The organism is Chryseobacterium sp. SN22 (assembly GCF_008329705.1).
Lineage (GTDB): Bacteria > Bacteroidota > Bacteroidia > Flavobacteriales > Weeksellaceae > Chryseobacterium.
The window spans coordinates 184,214-202,094 of record NZ_VTSX01000002.1 but is presented as its reverse complement, the minus strand read 5'-3'; the positions used below and the strand labels follow the sequence as shown (position 1 = coordinate 202,094).

At 41.6% G+C, this 17,881-nt stretch carries 13 protein-coding genes; 8 read left to right on the top strand and 5 right to left on the bottom strand.

The genetic code is table 11. The features are described from left to right. Nucleotides 1–60: 60 nt before the first annotated feature. On the bottom strand, nt 61–2,346 hold the full coding sequence (locus FY557_RS02040) for a TonB-dependent siderophore receptor (RefSeq protein ID WP_149245619.1): 2,286 nt from the start codon (nt 2,344–2,346) through the stop codon (nt 61–63). A gap of 165 nt (nt 2,347–2,511) precedes the next feature. Between FY557_RS02040 and FY557_RS02035 the strand changes: the two genes are divergently transcribed. Next, the gene (locus FY557_RS02035) at nt 2,512–3,567 is read left to right on the top strand and encodes a Gfo/Idh/MocA family oxidoreductase (protein WP_149245618.1); all 1,056 of its coding nucleotides are present in this window, start codon (nt 2,512–2,514) and stop codon (nt 3,565–3,567) included. 159 nt (nt 3,568–3,726) lie between these two features. Here the strand turns inward: FY557_RS02035 and FY557_RS02030 are convergent, their stop codons facing one another. Further along, complete coding sequence (locus FY557_RS02030) at nt 3,727–5,625, bottom strand: ABC-F family ATP-binding cassette domain-containing protein (RefSeq protein WP_149245617.1); 1,899 nt, start codon at nt 5,623–5,625, stop codon at nt 3,727–3,729. Between the two features lie 201 nt (nt 5,626–5,826). On the opposite strand from FY557_RS02030, the gene FY557_RS02025 reads away from it, so the two are divergent. Next, nucleotides 5,827–6,990 (top strand): 8-amino-7-oxononanoate synthase, encoded by a 1,164-nt coding sequence (locus FY557_RS02025; protein WP_149245616.1) that lies wholly within the window; start codon nt 5,827–5,829, stop codon nt 6,988–6,990. Between the two features lies 1 nt (nt 6,991). Here the strand turns inward: FY557_RS02025 and FY557_RS02020 are convergent, their stop codons facing one another. Further along, the gene (locus tag FY557_RS02020; protein ID WP_149245615.1) at nt 6,992–7,855 is read right to left on the bottom strand and encodes a glycoside hydrolase family 25 protein; all 864 of its coding nucleotides are present in this window, start codon (nt 7,853–7,855) and stop codon (nt 6,992–6,994) included. A 66-nt stretch (nt 7,856–7,921) separates the two neighbouring features. On the opposite strand from FY557_RS02020, the gene FY557_RS02015 reads away from it, so the two are divergent. The 5 genes from FY557_RS02015 to deoC all read left to right on the top strand — a co-directional run bounded on the left by FY557_RS02015 (nt 7,922) and on the right by deoC (nt 12,337). Continuing rightward, nucleotides 7,922–9,184, top strand: coding sequence for an NAD(P)/FAD-dependent oxidoreductase (locus FY557_RS02015; protein ID WP_149245614.1), 1,263 nt, complete (start codon nt 7,922–7,924; stop codon nt 9,182–9,184). Then, nucleotides 9,181–9,858, top strand: a complete 678-nt coding sequence (gene trmD / locus FY557_RS02010) for a tRNA (guanosine(37)-N1)-methyltransferase TrmD (protein WP_149245613.1) — start codon at nt 9,181–9,183, stop codon at nt 9,856–9,858. The genes FY557_RS02015 and trmD overlap by 4 nt, the downstream gene beginning before the upstream one ends. Nucleotides 9,859–10,153: 295 nt before the next feature. Continuing rightward, complete coding sequence (locus FY557_RS02005) at nt 10,154–11,092, top strand: endonuclease/exonuclease/phosphatase family protein (protein ID WP_149245612.1); 939 nt, start codon at nt 10,154–10,156, stop codon at nt 11,090–11,092. Nucleotides 11,093–11,116: 24 nt separating this feature from the next. Beyond that, nucleotides 11,117–11,587, top strand: coding sequence for an Lrp/AsnC ligand binding domain-containing protein (locus FY557_RS02000; protein ID WP_149245611.1), 471 nt, complete (start codon nt 11,117–11,119; stop codon nt 11,585–11,587). A gap of 3 nt (nt 11,588–11,590) precedes the next feature. Beyond that, nucleotides 11,591–12,337, top strand: a complete 747-nt coding sequence (gene deoC, locus FY557_RS01995) for a deoxyribose-phosphate aldolase (protein WP_149245610.1) — start codon at nt 11,591–11,593, stop codon at nt 12,335–12,337. A 57-nt stretch (nt 12,338–12,394) separates the two neighbouring features. On the opposite strand, the gene dusB is transcribed toward deoC, so the two are convergent. Together dusB and FY557_RS01985 are read right to left on the bottom strand one after the other, a co-directional pair. Further along, nucleotides 12,395–13,393 (bottom strand): tRNA dihydrouridine synthase DusB, encoded by a 999-nt coding sequence (gene dusB / locus FY557_RS01990; RefSeq protein ID WP_149245609.1) that lies wholly within the window; start codon nt 13,391–13,393, stop codon nt 12,395–12,397. A gap of 96 nt (nt 13,394–13,489) precedes the next feature. Further along, a complete protein-coding gene (locus FY557_RS01985) occupies nt 13,490–16,714 on the bottom strand; it encodes a hypothetical protein (protein ID WP_228451670.1) in 3,225 nt (1,074 codons plus the stop codon). 174 nt (nt 16,715–16,888) lie between these two features. Here FY557_RS01985 and FY557_RS01980 point away from each other — a divergent pair, with 174 nt between their 5' ends. Further along, on the top strand, nt 16,889–17,824 hold the full coding sequence (locus tag FY557_RS01980) for a T9SS type A sorting domain-containing protein (protein ID WP_149245608.1): 936 nt from the start codon (nt 16,889–16,891) through the stop codon (nt 17,822–17,824). Nucleotides 17,825–17,881: the final 57 nt, after the last annotated feature.

Genomic DNA, 17,881 nt, shown 5'->3' with positions numbered 1-17,881 from the left:
AAGTGGAAACTGCAAAAATGCAATTCCCACTCTGATTGAAGAAATTATTCTTATTCTGTTTTAGAGTTTATATGTCAGGGTAAAATAGTAATTTCTCGGAGTAATCGGATTTACGGAATAGTTCTCGTGGACATTGTAGTTAATCACATCGAAAAGGTTTCCGACTCTTGCCTGGATCATGAATTTTTTCCACTCATATCCTGCCGATAAAGAAACGGTCGTATAATCTTTGAGCTCGAAGATTCTGCTGATGCCGTTTCTCTGCTGAAGGCTGTTCGATCCTGTTTTCGTATCGTTCCATCCGGCCAGTCTGTCACCGATGTAATACACTCCGGCTCCGATTTTCAATCCAGGAACCAATCGGGTGAACTTATAGAATACCGATGCATTGGCAGTAGTAGCAGGAGTTCTGACAATTCTTTGATTTTCAACATATCCGAACATATCCGGTGTATCCAGATATACGGAATTGTTGTAAGAAAACCCTCCGATAATCGATATGCTTTCATTAGGATTTCCCGTAATATCCAACTCAACGCCCCGGCTTCTCATTTTTCCTGCAAAATCTTTGGTAAGACCTGTCGGATCTACAGGGTTGCCTTTATCATCCAGGGCTGCCTGATAATAATTTCTGTATAAGATCTGGTATACCGTCAGATTGATGGCCAAAGCATTGTTCCAGATGTTCTTTTTAGCACCGATTTCATACTGATCGATATTGGTAGGCGTTAAAGCTTCCCCGTCTCTCAGTTTCCCGACATTCGCGACGAATGAATTGGTATAAGTAGCAAATGCTGAAAAATTATCGTTTGGCATATAGACAAGTCCTGCTTTTGGAGAAATGGCCTGATCGGATGATGATGAATTATTGACCAATCCTTTACCCATCGTGGAATTCAGGTTAACCAAACCGTTTGTGCTGGTCTTGAATTTTGTATTGATGGTCGGCATGTTTTCAATATAGGACCAGCGTAATCCTGCGATCACTTTAAATTCTTTGGTAAGGCTGATGAAATCCTGGGCATATACTCCGATTCTCCGGGTATTGATTCTGTTCTTTTCAAGCTTTTCAGCATTTGGAACATCGCCGCTGGCCCATGATGCAGGGTTATCGAGGTAAAGCAGGCCGTTGCTGTTACCGTTGGTTCCGTACAGATAATTATTTCCATAAGGAAGCCGGTTGGTCGGGTTATAATAAGAATAGGAATCTGCCACTCCGTAATCTGCATCCGCTCCGAACAGCACTTTGTGGCTGATCTTTCCCGTATTGAATTCACCGTTAAGATTTACCTGCGCTGACGCATAGTTCTGTTCGTTATAGGTTCTGTTTAAAGGTCTTTTCCAGGAAAGCCTGTCGGTTGATTTCTCATATCCCCACTGCACCCTTTCGGTAGAAAAATAATCTTTGGTGTAATTCTGATAGGAAGCCGTTGCATTCAATGACCATTTCTCATCAAACTGGTGATTGAAAGTTACGTTGGTGGAAGCCTGTTCCACATTCTGATACTGCCAGTTTGTTCCGAAGAAAACATTCCGGGCAACCGTATCATTCAGACGGTAGCTCTGATCTTTTTCGGTGATGGAACCGATCCCGAAATCGGGAGTGAAATTATTTTTTAGATAATCGGCTTCAACGATCAATTGTGACCGGTCGCTTAAATTAAATAAAAAGGAAGGATTGAAATAGTATTTTTCCGATTGCACCACATCTCTGAAACTCTCTGCATATTCATACGTTCCATTTACCCTAAATGCTATATTTTTTGATAACGGACCGTAAAGATCAACCACCGGCTTGTAAGAATTCCAGCTTCCGGCATTCATTCCTACGCTTCCCCCGAAATTGAACTTCGGTTTCTTAGTGATCATATTGATGACACCGCCGGCTGCCGTATTTCCATAAAGCATGGCATTTGCCCCTTTTAAAACCTCAACCCTTTCCAGCCCCGTTACTTCAGGAAATACACCGCTGTTAATTCTTGAACCGTTCTTGAAAATATTATCATTTCCCAAAATGAAACCGCGTCCGCCGAAACTGTCTTGGGAATTTCCCCTGGAAGACGTTACATAAATACCGTTTACGTTCTGCAGAACGTCACTCAGCTGCTTGGCCTGCTGCTGCTCGATGATCTCGTGCGTTACGATCGCGATCGGCTGAGGCGTTTCCATCATCGTAAGATTGGACTTGGTCGACATGGGTCTTGCTTTATTCGGGTTTCCCGTTTTGTGAAGGTTGACGTCTTCGATCGTCTGAATTCGTACGGTATCCGCTTCGGTATTTCTCATTTGTGCACTTAAGGATACGGCTGTGAATAATAATCCTAAAGTTACCAGCTGCTGTTTCATGTTGAGTTTATTATTTAGAAGAGTTTTAAATAAGCCGCAAATGTATACTTTATTTAGATTTGTTCAAAATAAAAATAATGATTTTTATCAGTTGGTGTCAGCCAGCCGGATGTAAATTTCAGGGGAATAAAAAATTTTATAAATATATTTGTTAAAAACAATAATATGCAATTAGTAAAAGTTGGGCTCTGTGCCTTCGGAATGAGCGGAAAAGTTTTCCATGCCCCGTTCCTGAAAGAGCATCCGGGATTTTCTTTATCGGCTATCGTGGAGAGAAGCAGGGAAGACTCTAAAGAAAAGTATCCTGAAGCCATTATTTACCGTTCGGTAGAAGAAATGCTGGAGAATTCGGAGATTGAATTGGTAATTGTGAACACGCCGGTACAGACCCATTTCGAATATGTAAAAAAAGCTTTGGAAGCAGGAAAAAACGTAGTGGTAGAAAAGCCTTTTACTGTAAATGTAGCAGAAGCCGAGCAATTGGTGCAGCTGGCAGAGGACAAAGGGCTGTTCTTAAGCGTATACCAGAACCGGAGATTCGACCGTGATTATCTGCAGGTCCAGAAAATGATGAGTGAAGGAAAACTTGGCAGCATTAAAGAGGCCGAAATCCGTTTTGACAGATTCCGTACTGACCCGAGCGGAAAAGCTCATAAGGAAAATCCCGAAGCTGCAGGTTCCGGTTCGCTCCATGATCTGGGAGCCCATCTGGTAGATCAGGCGGTACAGTATTTCGGATATCCTGAAAAGCTTTTTGCGGATGTGTTTTCTATGAAAGGAAAAGAATTTGCCAACGATTATTTTGAAATTATTTTATTTTATCAGAATGATTTAAGGATAAGGTTAAAATCTTCAGTTTTTACAAAAGAGGCGCATTACGCATATGCGATCCATGGAGAAAAAGGCAGTTTTTTACAGGAAAGATCCGATAATCAGGAAAACGAACTGGTAGCCGGAGCGACTCCGGCATATGGTGAGAACTGGATGCAGCCTCTAAAAGAAGCAGACGGAATCCTGAATTTTTTAAACGAAAATAAAGAGACCGAAATAATATTTACTTCCAGCGAAGCCGGCAATTATATGAATTATTACCAGCAGATCTACGAATTTATCGTTTTCGGATATGCTTTGCCTTCACCGGCAGAAGAGATCATCCGGAATATGAAGATCATTGATGCTGCACTGGAAAGCACTGCGAATGAGAGAGTGGTTTATTTGTAAAAGGCAGGAGTTGAGACTAAGAGGGGGATAGTGTTTAAGAGTTTGAGGGTAATAGAGTTTGAGGAGGAACAGAGTATGAGCTTTTCCGAATATAAAATTCAGGATGCATATTTTATTCTCCAAGGCTCCAAGGCTCCAACCCTCTAACTCTCCAACCCCTTAGGCTTCTCCCAGCATTTCCTGAAGTTCCAGCCAGCGCATTTCGTAGTCTTCCAGTTTGCCGGAAATATTTTCCAGGTCGGCGGAAAGCTTTGAAATTTTTTCGTAATCGCTTTCATTATTTAACTGGTCCAGGATTTTTGCCCGCTGTTCTTCCAGTTCGGGGATTTCTTTTTCGATGGTTTCCAGTTCCCGCTGTTCCTTGAAAGAAAGCCTTTTCTTTTTGGAGGTATTGGATGTGTTTGAAGCCTGAACCGTTTCTTTTACAGGTTCCGGTTTTGATGCTGCCGATTTTTCCAAAGCGTCTTCCTTGCTTTTTGCCTCTCGGTATTCCGAGAAATTGCCGGTAAAATCACGGATCTTTCCTTCGCCCTCAAAAGCCAGGATATGATCTACAATCCTGTCCATAAAATAACGGTCGTGGGAAACAATGATCAGTGAACCCTGGAACTGCTGCAGGAAATTTTCCAGCACCGTTAAAGTGGGAAGGTCCAGATCGTTCGTAGGCTCATCAAAAATCAGAAAGTTCGGATTCTGATAAAGAATATACATGAGATGGAGCCTTCTTTTTTCTCCTCCGGAAAGTTTGGAAATAGGAGAGTATTGTGTCTGATCGTCAAATAAGAACAGTCTTAGAAACTGCGAAGCCGAAAGGCTTTTTCCATTGGCCAAGGGATAATATTCTGCAACCTCTTTAATAAAATCAATGACTCTTTCATCTTCTTTATAGGTAAGTCCTTTTTGCGAAAAATAACCGAAATGAATCGTTTCGCCGGTTTCGATTTCTCCTTTGTCGGCTTTCTCCAGTCCCTGGATGATGTTTAGCAGCGTAGATTTTCCGGCTCCGTTTTTCCCGACAATTCCCACTTTTTCGCCGCGCTGAAACTGGTAACTGAAATCTTTCAGCAAAACCTTGCTTCCGAAACTTTTATCGATATGGTGAAGCTCAAGGATTTTACTTCCCAGCCTTTTCATTTCAAAATCCAGCTCCAGGCCTTGTTTCCGGGTATCGGTTTTGGCTACTTTTTCCGTATCGTAGAAAGCATCGATTCTCGATTTGGATTTTGTAGTCCTGGCTTTCGGCTGTCTGCGAATCCATTCCAGCTCCTTCCGGTAGAGGTTGTTGGCCTTATCAATGGTTGCATTGAGGTTGTCCTCACGGATCATTTTATTTTCCAGATAGGTGGCATAAGACCCGTTGTGTGTATAAAGATTCCCGTCTTCCATTTCCCAGATCGTATCGCAGACACTGTCGAGGAAATACCGGTCGTGGGTAACCAGCAGCAGGGTGATTTTGGCTTTGCTTAAATAATTTTCCAGCCATTCCACCATTTCCACATCAAGGTGGTTGGTTGGCTCATCCATAATCAGCAGGGTATGGCGGTGTTCTGCCCGGGTTTCCGTAAGCAGCTTGGCCAGAGCAACCCTTTTGATCTGCCCACCCGAAAGAGTCCCCATTTTTGCTTCCAGATCCGTAATTTTAAGCTGGGAAAGAATCTGCTTCATTTCGTTTTCCAGGTCCCAGGCTTTATGGGCTTCCATATCCAGCAATGCTTTTTCAATAAAATCGTTATCGGTGGAATGAAGGGATTGATGGTAATTCTTCAGGGCTGTGATCGGCGCCGAATCCAGGGTCATCATAAACTCATCGATGGTAAGATTCGGATCAAAATCGATTTCCTGATCAAACAGCACAACCTGGATGTCTTTGCTGATGTTTACCGTTCCGCTGTCAGCAATCTCTTTACCCATCAGGATTTTCAGCAGGGTGGATTTCCCGCTTCCGTTTTTGGCAACAATAGCAATTTTATCACCTTCATTGATGTGGCAGGTAATATTTTCAAACAAAACTTTGATGCCGTAAGATTTGGTAAGGTTTTCAACGGAAACGTAATTCATGGGAAACTGATGGTTTGGTTTATAACTTCAACTGAGCCGCAAAAGTACGAAAATGTAATAAGAAAACGGCGGTTATCATTGCAACGGATTAATTTCTAATAATGGACGAATGATTAATAAATGAATAGCAGATATTTCAATGCATGGCTAAAAATTAATTTTAACGGTATAAAAGATAAAGTTATTTTTGTGCAGTCTTTTATGTCATATCATTTAAAAATTTACGCTTCGGCTACTGGTCTTCCCAAAAATTGGGATATGGTGATCGGAAATCATAACATCATGCTTTCTGAAGCATACTTGCGTGTTCTAGAAACGTCAAAACCTCAGAATATGACCTGTTATTTCATCGGATTTTTTGAAGCTGAACATTTAATGGGCGGTGCATTGTTCCAATACCTCGATTTTATCCGGCACAAGACCTTCCAGAAGGATGAGGTCTGGTACAGTATCCGTAATTTTGCCGCAAGGAAGTTCAGCAGGGATGTGATGATTTTAGGCAATAATATGCTGACAGGGCAGAACGGATTTTATTTCGATCCGAAAAAGATCAGTACAGAAAATATGGTTTCGCTGCTGGATGAAGCAGTGCATAAAATGCAGAAAGAAATCAGGAAAACTTCACTTATTATTTATAAGGATTACGGAGCTGAATTTTTCCCTTTCTTTCAGGACGGCAAACATCAAGATTATTTTAAATTTTCCGTCCAGCCGACAATGGTTCTTAAAGTAAAGGAAAGCTGGCAGACCTTTGAAAATTACCTTAATGATTTCTCCACCAAATACAGGACCCGGGCGAAGACTGCCAGGAAGAAACTTACGGGTACTGACAAGCGGGAACTCTGTTTTAAAGATATCAGAAGGTATCGGACAAAACTGAATCAGCTTTATCAGAATGTAGCTGAAAATGCACCTTTTAATACTTTTTTCCTGGAAGAAAATCATTTTGAAAGCATGAAAGAACATTTAGGAAATAATTTTAAAGTATTCGGCTATTTTTCAGACCATGAACTGATTGGTTTTTATACTTTAATTCTGAATAATGATAATATTGATACCTATTTTTTAGGTTATGCCAAAGAAATCCAGAAAGAAAAGCAGATTTACCTGAATATGCTTCTTGACATGGCCGGATTCGCTATTGATTATCAGTTCAAAAGAGTTGTTTTCGGGAGGACAGCACTGGAAATCAAATCGACCATCGGCGCCGAACCGATTGAAATTTTTGGGTTGATAAGACACACTTATTCCGTGATCAATCCGTTTATGAAAAATATTTTTGCCTCCCTTTCTCCCAAAACGGAATGGGTGCGGAGGAATCCATTTAACATCGGTTCAGACCCTCATTCACAAATAAAAAAGTAGATTAATCAAGCGTCAGGCTTTTCAGGGACCACAAACTTCCGTTGTAAATATCCAGATCCACTTTCGTGTTGATTCCGTGTACGATTCCGTTTTCCGTAAACTGCCAGAAATCCCAATACCCCTCGGGAGAAGGTGCCGGAACATCATTGTAATTGGCCAGCCAGAGCGGATAATCATCAAATTCACCTTTCAGGAAATCTTTGTAATAATGGTAGTAGGTGTAAATAATAGGCTTTTCACCATACGTTTCCTCCACGATTCTGCACCAGACCCTTAAATCTTCGATCAGTTTTTTATTGGTTTTCCGTTTCGGAATTTTTTCAATATCCAGGATCGGCGGCAGGTCTCCGCTTTCGAGTTTTACATTCCCGAGGAAATTATTGGCCTGGATTACCGGATCTTCATCGGCCCTGTAGAAATGATAAGCCCCGCGGATCATCTTCTGTCTTTTAGCCTGCTCCCAGAACTCTTCAAAATGTTTATCGGCATTCCGGTTTCCCATCGTCGCCCGCATCACGACAAACTCCAGCGGAATGGTTTTGTTCCCGATGGTAAGGCTGTCCCATTTGATGTCTTCTTTATTCTGGTAATGCGAGACGTCAAATCCGTAGGTTTTATCCAGATTATCGGAAAGGATTTTCTGAATCCTCAGGGTTTCTGCTTCGTTGTTGTGGAGTTTTTTGTGGGTGAATTTATTGAAGTACAGGGCGTAATAATAACTGACCGACTGCTTTAGGTATAAACCTGTTCCTAGCAGCGCAATAATCAGGATGGCCAACAGGAGCCTGCGGCGGAAAAAGTAATTCCTCCGTCTGCTGCTGTGAATCTTTTTGGCGGTTTTTTTGCTGTACTTTCCTGGTGACATAAAGTTCTTGCAAAACTAACTTTTTTCACTTCTAAATGCTAAATAAAATCAGTAAATTTGTCTACTATGGAAACACGCGAGAAGATCATCATTATCGGAGGTGGTTTTGCGGGGCTGCAACTTGCAAAAACATTGAATAACAGAAACAAAAAGGTAATGGTTTTAGACCGGGTCAACCATCACATGTTCCAGCCTCTTTTTTATCAGGTAGCGTGCGGAAGGATCGAACCTTCCAATATTTCCTTTCCTTTCAGAAAAATTTTCCAGCGTTCTAGAAATACCCAGTTCCGCCTGACGGAAGTAAAAGAAATCGATACCGCCAACAACAGAGTGATTACCGATGAAGCGGAGTTCAGTTATGATAAGCTCGTTATTGCTACGGGTTGTAAAACGAATTTTTTCGGAAACAAAGACCTCGAAGGCAAAGCTTTCGGAATGAAAAACACCCAGGAAGCCATCGGCATCCGGAACCACATCCTGATGACCTTTGAAAAGCTGATCCTGGAGAAAAGCCGGAGTGATGATGGAAACTGGAATATAGTAATCGTCGGAAGCGGCCCGACCGGTGTGGAGCTGGCAGGCGCATTTGCCGAAATGAAAAAAGACATTCTCCCCCGTGATTATCCTTATATGAATTTCGACCATCTTCAGATTATTCTGGTAAGCTCTACGGAAAAACCTCTCGCTGTCATGAGTACCGAAGCACAGAAAAAATCTGAGGAGTATTTGAAAGACCTGGGCGTTACATTCCTGAGCCAAGAATATGTAACGGAATACGATGGTGACAAAGTACACATGAAAAGCGGGAAAACTATCCCTTCCAATAACGTGATCTGGGCAGCCGGCGTTACGGGAAATGTGATCGGCGGTTTCCCGGCAGAACATCTGATCAGAAACCGGTATATTACCGACCGGTACAACAAAATAAAAGGCTATGATAATATTTTTGCTATCGGCGATATCGCCTATATGGAAACCCCGAAATATCCTCAGGGACATCCTCAGGTAGCCAATGTAGCCATCAATCAGGCCAGGAATCTAGGTAAAAACCTCTTAAGGAAGAACACGGGCCAGTGGGTAGAGTTTGAATATGAAGATAAAGGCTCTCTGGCAACCATTGGGAAACACCGGGCGGTAGTGGATTTGCCATTCATTAAATTCCAAGGGCTCTTGGCCTGGTTTTTCTGGATGTTCTTACACCTGATGCTGATCCTGAGTGTAAGAAACAAGCTTGCCGTATTTTTTAACTGGATGTGGAGCTATTTTAACAAAGATTCTTCTTTAAGATTAATCATTTCGCCGAACAAGAAAAACGAAACATTACAATGAGAATTGATATTATAAGCGTACTTCCCGAGTTGATGGAAAGTCCGTTCAAAACTTCTATTTTGAGAAGAGCAATGGATAAAGGACTGGCAGAAGTACATTTTCATCATCTGAGAGACTGGGCGATTAACAAGCACCGCCAGATCGATGATGAGCCTTACGGCGGCGGAGCCGGAATGGTGATGATGGTGGAACCTCTGGATCAGTGCATTTCGGAGCTGAAATCCCAAAGGGATTATGATGAGGTAATTTACCTGACTCCGGACGGTATTACCCTAAACCAGAAAATTGCAAATACCTTATCGATCAGAAAAAACCTGATTTTTTTGTGCGGCCATTACAAGGGAATCGACCAGAGGGTAAGGGATCTGCATATTACCAAAGAAATTTCTATCGGCGATTACGTGCTGACGGGGGGTGAGCTGGCGGCCTGCGTCCTGGCAGATTCCGTGATCCGCCTGCTTCCCGGTGTATTGAATGATGAGCAGAGTGCCTTAACCGACAGTTTTCAGGATGATTTATTGTCGCCTCCAATCTATACCCGGCCTGAAATGTATAAAGGCCTGGAAGTTCCGAAGATTCTTCTGAGCGGAAATTTTGCTAAAATTGAAGAATGGCGTCATGATGAAGCGGTGAGAATCACCAGAGAAAAACGCCCCGATCTTTTACAGGAATAATCCTTAATTCCATTTATCATCTTTTCCGGAATGTTTATTGAAAATTCAGCAGGGTTTCTGTAGAGTTTTCTTACAGTTCCGGAAAGTGTATTTATTCTTTGCTTACTATTTATCTGAATATAATTTTAATAATTCCGGTTAAAATTATTCATTTGCATTAAGATTCATATAATTTCCTATATTTATAGGCGAAACAGTGTAATATTTTAAATAAAATATTTATTATATATTTAAATAAAATAATAAATTTACACTTTCAATTAAATGTCAGTGAAAAATTCCAGAAAATGTGCTGATGGAGCTGTTCAGTTTTTACAACGTTGAAAATTTATTTCTGCCTGATCCCCAACCGGTCCATAAGCTGGATCCTAGCAGATCCGGGCTCAGAAACTGGAATGAGCGAAAATATAGGAATAAGCTTTTTAAAATAGCCCATGTTTTTGAGCTCATGAAGGAAGAAAACGGCGTATTGCCTTTTATGATCGGTCTTTCTGAAGTGTCCGGCAGGAAAGTGCTGGAAGACCTTATAGAGATGGATCCCTTTAATGCCCGGTATGGAATCGTCCATTACAATTCTATGGATGAAAGGAAGGTGGATGTGGCTTTATTATATAATAAAGATAAAGTAGAGGTAATGGATTCGGAAGCCATTACATTCTTCTTTGAAATAACTGATAAAAACCGTGGAGATTACGATACAACTAGAGATGTACTATATTCTAAAATGAAATATAAAGAAAAGATCATGCATGTTTTTGTTGCCCATCTTCCTTCAAAACGCGAGAAAGATATAAACAAACCCAAGAGAGACTTTATATTGAATGAGATCCGTACACGGATTCTGGATATGGTAAATAAAGCTGAAGAAAATGTCATTTTGTGCGGTGATTTTAATGAAAACCCGGATGATGAAAACTTACAGAAAATACTCTATAATGATGTACGGGCAAAAGTGATGGAGAATCCTTTTGTACATCTGTTTTCTGCAGGAACCTATTCTACTTTTCATTATAAATCCGGATTGCTTTTCGATCAGATCATGTTATCAGAATCATTCTTTTCCGAAAACAACAGGCTGGTTTTTGAAAATGCGGAGGTATTCAGATCGGAAAAAATAAAAAGCCGCGACAGAAAGCTGCAGGGCCGTCCTTTCAGAACCTATGCAGGAACGAGATATCTTGGAGGTTACAGCGATCATTTTCCTGTTTTTGTAAGATTTAAAATAAATAAATAAACGTAAAAACATAAATAAAGAAAAATGAAAAATTCAAAAAACACCAGCTATCAACTGGATTCTATCGACAAAGAAATTATTTATATGCTGATGGACAATGCAAAATCTTCTTTGTCCAATATTTCAAAGAATGTCGGGATTTCAACTACTGCTGTGCATCAACGAATTAAAAAACTTGAACAGGCAGGGGTTATTGAAACATCAATTTCCTTTTTAAATCCTAAAAAGATCGGATATAAAGTAATCTCGTACATCGGCGTGTTTCTGGATCTGCCAAGCCATTATCCGGATATGGTAAAATCTTTAAAAGATATCAACGAAGTGGTGGAAGCCCATTATACAACAGGAAATTATACAATATTCTTAAAGGTGATCTGTAAAGACAACGACCACCTGATGCAAATTCTCAGTAAGCTTCAGCAACTGAAAGGAGTGATAAGAACGGAAACTTTCATATCTTTGGAACAGGGTATTTACAGACAACTGAAAGTATAACAGATTATGAACATTGCGCAATATTTGGATTCAACCTACCTGAAGACCCCTGCACAGTCGGGGCTTTCGGAGGAAGAAACTTTACAGAAAGATAAAGAACTGGCTCAGGAAGCCATTGATAACAGGATTTTTGCTGTAATGATCCGCCCGGATTATGTGGCCGATATCAAGAAATATATCAGAGAGAAAAATTCAGAGGTCGTGGTCGGAACGGTTATCGGCTTTCATGAAGGAACTGATTCTACTCAGGAAAAACTGACAGAAGCTGAAAAAGCCATTGCCGACGGAGCGGATGAACTGGATTTCGTTATTAATTATAATGCTTATCTGAGGGGCGATCTTAATCTGGTAAAAGAAGAATTTATTACATGCACCGCTTTGTGCCTTCAGCACGATAAAATCACAAAGTGGATTATTGAAATTGCCGCCTTAACAGACGACCAGATTGCTGATATTACCAAACATATTTCCGGTTGGGCTGAAGAGAATTTTGATGAAAACCAGTTGTCCAAAATCTTTGTGAAATCATCAACCGGCTTTTATAAAACGGAAGACGGTAAACCAAACGGGGCTACTTTCGAAGGCATCGGGATTATGCTCGGCAATGCCGGTAAGCTTCCGGTAAAAGCAGCAGGAGGGGTAAGAACCCCGGAAGATGCTGAAAAGATGATCAGCCTCGGCGTAAAAAGAATCGGAACTTCGTCTGCGCTGGCTTTAATTAAAAATCAGTCGTCGGAAGAAGGGTATTAGGAAATATACAATCTCATTGATAAAAAAAACCATCAAACGATTTTGATGGTTTTTCTTTTAGGCCTGTTGTGCCAGATATTGGGTATAAAACTCCTGCGTTTCCTTGATCAGGGCATCCATTTCTTCCAAAGTGAAAACTTCCAAAAACTTCTTTCTGAAATCCTTAAAATGCGGAACCCCGCGGAAATAATTGCTGTAATGCTGTCTCATTTCTACCAGCCCCAGTCTTTCCCCTTTCCACTCAGCACTCCATTCTGCATGCTGACGAACAGCCAATAGGCGGTCTTCGATGGCAGGAGCCGGCAGATGCTCTCCGGTTTCAAAAAAATGCTTGATTTCATTGAAAATCCATGGATATCCGATGGCTGCACGGCCGATCATGATTCCGTCGCAGGCGTATTTCTGCTTATATTCCAATGCTTTCTCCGGGGAATCGATATCCCCGTTTCCGAAAATCGGAATTTCGATATTTGGATTTTGTTTAATTCTTGAAATATGGTTCCAATCTGCTTCTCCCTTATACATCTGGGCACGCGTTCTCGCATGGATCGTCAGTGCCTTGATCCCCGTTTCCTGAAGACGCTCGGCGACCTCGTCGATATTGATGGAATTGCTGTCCCAGCCCAGACGGGTTTTTACGGTTACCGGCAGGCTGGTTGAACGTACCACCGCTTTGGTAAGGCGGACCATTAAATCGATATCTTTCAGGACACCGGCACCGGCACCTTTACAGACTACCTTTTTTACCGGGCAGCCGAAGTTGATGTCTACCAGATCAGGATTTACCGTTTCCACAATCCTTGCCGACATGGCCATGGCTTCTTCATCCCCTCCGAAAATCTGGATGCCTACGGGTCTTTCATAATCAAAAATATCCAGCTTCTTTCTGCTTTTTATCGCATCACGAATAAGCCCTTCAGAAGAAATGAATTCAGAATACATCAGGTCTGCGCCGTGCATCTTGCATAATCTCCTGAATGGCGGGTCGCTTACATCCTCCATCGGTGCCAGCAAAAGCGGAAATTCCGGCAGTTCTATGTTGCCAATTTTTATCATGGTGCAAATTTACAAAATTATAATGATTGTGCAGAAGGCCCTGTAAAGAGGTTGAAATGAAATTATCTATTGGGTTTATTGCATTTTTTGTACAGATCAGAAACTCGCCTTTACCTGCATGCTTCCGATATGGATGGTCCTTTCACCTGAATTTCTGCCTTCATAATTTAAGTTTAGTTGAAGGAATGAATTGATAGCCTGCTGGATAAACACGCTCCAGACCTGATTTTTACCCGGCTTTAAACCGTCCAGCATCTGGTTGCCGACAATGCTGAAATTGTTTCCTGTAAAGTCGTTATTGATGAATGAAAAGTTCCCTCTGATGGACGTTTTCCGGCGTTCCCACTGGATTGTTCCTGTAACATCGAAGGCTTTCAGGAATTCTTCCCCATCTACGCGCTGCTTCTGGCGGAATGCGGAAGAAAGCTCAGCCTGGATGGCATCGGTGAATTTGTAGGTCGCTTTCGGCTTCGTCTCAAAATTATTTAATCGGTAATCCCTCGTCGCAAACAGCTGTGACGAGTTCTGAAGGTCGTGAACCGAATTTTCCCAGTCGATTCTGAATTCTTTGTTGAACCAATATCCGATGTTCAGGAAATGAGACGTCTGTTCCCGTTCTTCATTGCTGAAATTGGCATTGATGAGGTTGTCATTTGAAATAAAACGGTAATTCCCGTTCCATCCGGATTTATCAGTCGGGCTGAACTGTACGGAAGCCAGGATATTCTGGTTTTTCAGGATCTGGTCCTCATTTTTTTCAAATGGATTCAGTACCAGAACCTTATCTCTTTTATAGAATGAGTTTTGGGAATTCAGGGAAATATTGAAATTCCAGCGTTTTAAAAATTTATTTTCAGAATTAAAGACAACCGACGGATTCACAAATAAAGCCAGCTGGATTTTATTTTTGTTGGAAGGGATATACCGTACGGAATTGGTATAAATCCTGATGTATTGCGCCAGATCCGAATATTCGGCAATCTCGAATTCATCAAGCTGCTGAACGCCATCCCCGTTATAATCCGTCCATTTGTAAATCCCCTGTCCGTCCGTTACCTTGATATATTGGAACTCCCGCTGGGCTTCCTGTCCGTTTCCAAGTTCATAGAAAGCCTGCAGGCGCATCCCGTTTCTGAAAAGCTGCTGGTTGTACAGGATATTTCCCACTACGAAATCGTTATTTCTCGATATATCCACATCCTGGTTCTGATAGAAGAACTTTCTGTAGTGGAGCAGGGCATTCAACGTTGTTTTTTCGGTTTTGATGATCTGGCTTTCGGCCATGAATCCTAAAATATTATTCATGCTCTGCAGCCTATTGTCACGTACCGAATCGTTATCCCGCATATAGACTTTAGCCAATAATTTCGTTCTGGAACTGTCACCGACTTTCTTCTGTACGAACACCTCTTTCCAGCTGAAGCTGGTGACATCCATCAGTCCGGTATCGTTATACTTTTTCTCATTGTGCTCCATGCTTCCTCCCAGTGCCCAGCTTCCTTTCTTGCCGTTAAATTCTGTAGAAACCCCGCCTCTGATGAATTTGGTATCCTGAAGAACGGCATTGGTGCTGAGGTAGGATAAATTTCCTTTGGTAAAGAATTTCCCTTTAATCCATCCGAAATCCAGGTCGTTCTTAATCCCTTTATAGGTATCCTGTTCATCCAGATAGTTAATTCTGTAGTTCAGGGTCGACTTGTTGGTCCATTTATTTAAAAAGCTGAAGATAAACCGGTTTTGGGTCCGTCCGCTGAATTCTTGGGCAAGGTTGAAATCCCGGGAGAATTCCACATCATTGATCCGGTCGAGGATATGGAACTGGCGGTCGATATACTGATATTCGAAATTCGGGGTTCCTTTCCAGCTGTTTTTAGTAAAGGTCTTATTCCCGAAGACCCTCCAGGCATACCCGATGTTCTGCTCGGAATCTTTGGATGAGAACAGATTCAGATCGTAATTGCTTAAGGAAATATCGGCGCCTATTTTTCCGTCTTTCAACAAATATTCGGAATTGAAAGAGTAGACCTGCGATTTCTGTGGGGAAGGCAGTTTCCTTACCGCCCGGTAGTCACCCATATTCGGGCCTACATATTGGAATACCCGTCCGTTATTGGTCGTCTGGGTAATTTTATAATCACCGAGATTGGCTCCGAAATACGTATAGGAAACCGTATACAGTGTTTGTGTGGCATCGGTGGAAAACTCATAATGGTTTCCGGCGGGATCCTGAACCAGCCGGTACAGGATTTTATTTACGTCATATTCCGCTATGACACCGGAAGGTGCATACATTTGATTCGGGTCGTTTCCTGCTGCTGCCAGGATCTGCTGGTCTTCTTCTGAAAGATTCAGTGACAGAGGTGCATTTTTATTGTCATTTTCCATGAACCAGTTTAGTCCCAGCCTTAGTTTTTCCCTTTTGTGTTCCAGTTTCCCGGTAAACAGGTATCTTGAATAATTCCGGTTGGCATAATTGTACGAAATGGTAATGAAATTCTGCTGGAAGATCGGCCGGAAACTGGTAAAGGTAACTTCTCCGGTATTGTAATTAATGATATAATCCTGGTTTTCCCCTCTTTTCATCAGGATCCCGTCGATGAAAACCTGTTCGGAACCTGAGATCAGGGTGATGAACTGTTCGCCGTTCTTTCCTGTTAAGCGGTAAGGCCCCTGGTTCCCTTCAACCCCCTGGAAACGGATCCTGTGGAATTCACTCCGGGCTACCCCCATTGAAACATCAACGAATGTTTTATTCTCTTTTCCGAATTCGGTCTGGAACTCAAGGCCCATGCTTCGGCGCTGGTATTTGGCAAAGTAATTTTTTGCTTCCACCAGATCAAGGTGTCCTGCCCTCAGGATCGATTTATCCTTGATATTCAGCTGCATGTAGATCTTATCGAATTCCTCCAGCGTCTGGGTGTAGCCGTCGGCCTGGATCGGCAAATTGTGGTCGGATATACTGGCAAGAATCGTCACATCCTTGGAAAGCCTGCCGGAAATCTGAAGGTCCATCGAGCTTTGCACCGACTGCCCCTGGTTGTTCCCGAAGGTAATCCCCCGGATGATTGATCCTTTTGAATTGAGCTCGCCCAGAAATCTTTTTTTATCATTTCTGGCCAGTACGCCTTCGTCAACAATAATCCGGTTGTTGGTCTTTACAAAATCCAGCGTGTCTTTCGCAAAAATATCCTGTTCAAACCGGGCCGCGAGAATACTGTCCTGGCGGATGCTGTCCTGTTTAAGGCTATCCTGCGGAAGGTTCGGGTTCTTCCATGTGAATACCTGGGCATTACCGGAGAATAAGCCTATAAAAAACAACACGAATATCAGGATATAATTTCGCAAGCTTCTGAAAATAATTCGTAAAAATACTTAAAAATACCTTACAGAAAAGACATTAGTATTATTAACAGAAATTTAACCTTATTATTGTCTTATTATGAAAATTTGACTTATTTTTGCCATGTAAATTATTAATAATTAAATTTTTAAATCATGAAGAAGATTTACTCATTAGCTGTTGTTTTAACATCAGCACTAGCATTTGGACAAATAAGCCTTACAGCTTCAGGAACTGCAAATGTGGAAAATTTTGATTCGATGGGAACAACAACTGTATTGCCAGCAAATTGGAGTGCTATTAGAGCTGCGGGAACAGGAACTGTAGGGCAGACTCTAACACCTATAGTTAACAACGGATCCTCAAACTCAGGGGGTATTCATAATCTTGGAACAACAGGATCTTCAAATCGTTCATTAGGAACGCTTGCCTCAAACCCAACGGTACCTGCATTTGGTGTAAGATATGTAAATAATACAGGAGTTACTATTACTCAATTGGCTATAAGTTATTTGGCTCAGCAATGGAGAACTTCTGATAATAGCAATGTAGACGAAGTTATTACTTTTGAATATAGTACCAATGCTACTGCTTTAAATAATGGAAGCTGGACTGCTGTAAATTCTTTGAATTTAAACGAAATTCTTACTTCTTCTACTGCTGCCGCACAAGTTGATGGAACATTACCTGCAAATAGTACAACGGTAAGTGGAAATGTTACAGGATTAAATATTGCTAATGGAGCAACTTTCTGGATTAGATTTTCAGATGATAACTTAACTGGAACTGACGGTATGTATGCGATCGATAATTTTTCTGTAACCCCGAATGCTAGTGGAACCCTGGCCGTTTCCGATCTTTCCAAAGCCAACGGAAACTTCGTTAGGAACTCTTTCGTAAAAAACAACGAAATTACTTTCGGTGCTGAAGCGAAAGATGTAAAAGTGTATACAATGAGCGGACAGCTTGTGAAAACAGCTTCTGTAAAAGAAAACGAGTCCGTAAGCGTTGCCGAACTGGCAAAAGGAAACTATATCGTAACAGGTACGGTAAACAACAAACCGGTTTCCCAGAAAATTTTAAAGGACTAAGAGATTAGTTATCCATACAAATTATGATCTCCGTTTCATCTGAAGCGGAGATTTTTT

Bases quoted from the DNA above. Each gene is read 5' to 3' on its own strand.
- FY557_RS01980 (WP_149245608.1), top strand. From the start codon at position 16,889: ATGAAGAAGATTTACTCATTAGCTGTTGTTTTAACATCAGCACTAGCA.
- FY557_RS02020 (WP_149245615.1), bottom strand. From the start codon at position 7,855: ATGTCACCAGGAAAGTACAGCAAAAAAACCGCCAAAAAGATTCACAGC.
- FY557_RS02025 (WP_149245616.1), top strand. From the start codon at position 5,827: ATGTCATATCATTTAAAAATTTACGCTTCGGCTACTGGTCTTCCCAAA.
- FY557_RS02005 (WP_149245612.1), top strand. From the start codon at position 10,154: ATGGAGCTGTTCAGTTTTTACAACGTTGAAAATTTATTTCTGCCTGAT.
- FY557_RS02015 (WP_149245614.1), top strand. From the start codon at position 7,922: ATGGAAACACGCGAGAAGATCATCATTATCGGAGGTGGTTTTGCGGGG.
- FY557_RS02035 (WP_149245618.1), top strand. From the start codon at position 2,512: ATGCAATTAGTAAAAGTTGGGCTCTGTGCCTTCGGAATGAGCGGAAAA.
- trmD (WP_149245613.1), top strand. From the start codon at position 9,181: ATGAGAATTGATATTATAAGCGTACTTCCCGAGTTGATGGAAAGTCCG.
- FY557_RS02000 (WP_149245611.1), top strand. From the start codon at position 11,117: ATGAAAAATTCAAAAAACACCAGCTATCAACTGGATTCTATCGACAAA.
- FY557_RS02030 (WP_149245617.1), bottom strand. From the start codon at position 5,625: ATGAATTACGTTTCCGTTGAAAACCTTACCAAATCTTACGGCATCAAA.
- FY557_RS02040 (WP_149245619.1), bottom strand. From the start codon at position 2,346: ATGAAACAGCAGCTGGTAACTTTAGGATTATTATTCACAGCCGTATCC.
- dusB (WP_149245609.1), bottom strand. From the start codon at position 13,393: ATGATAAAAATTGGCAACATAGAACTGCCGGAATTTCCGCTTTTGCTG.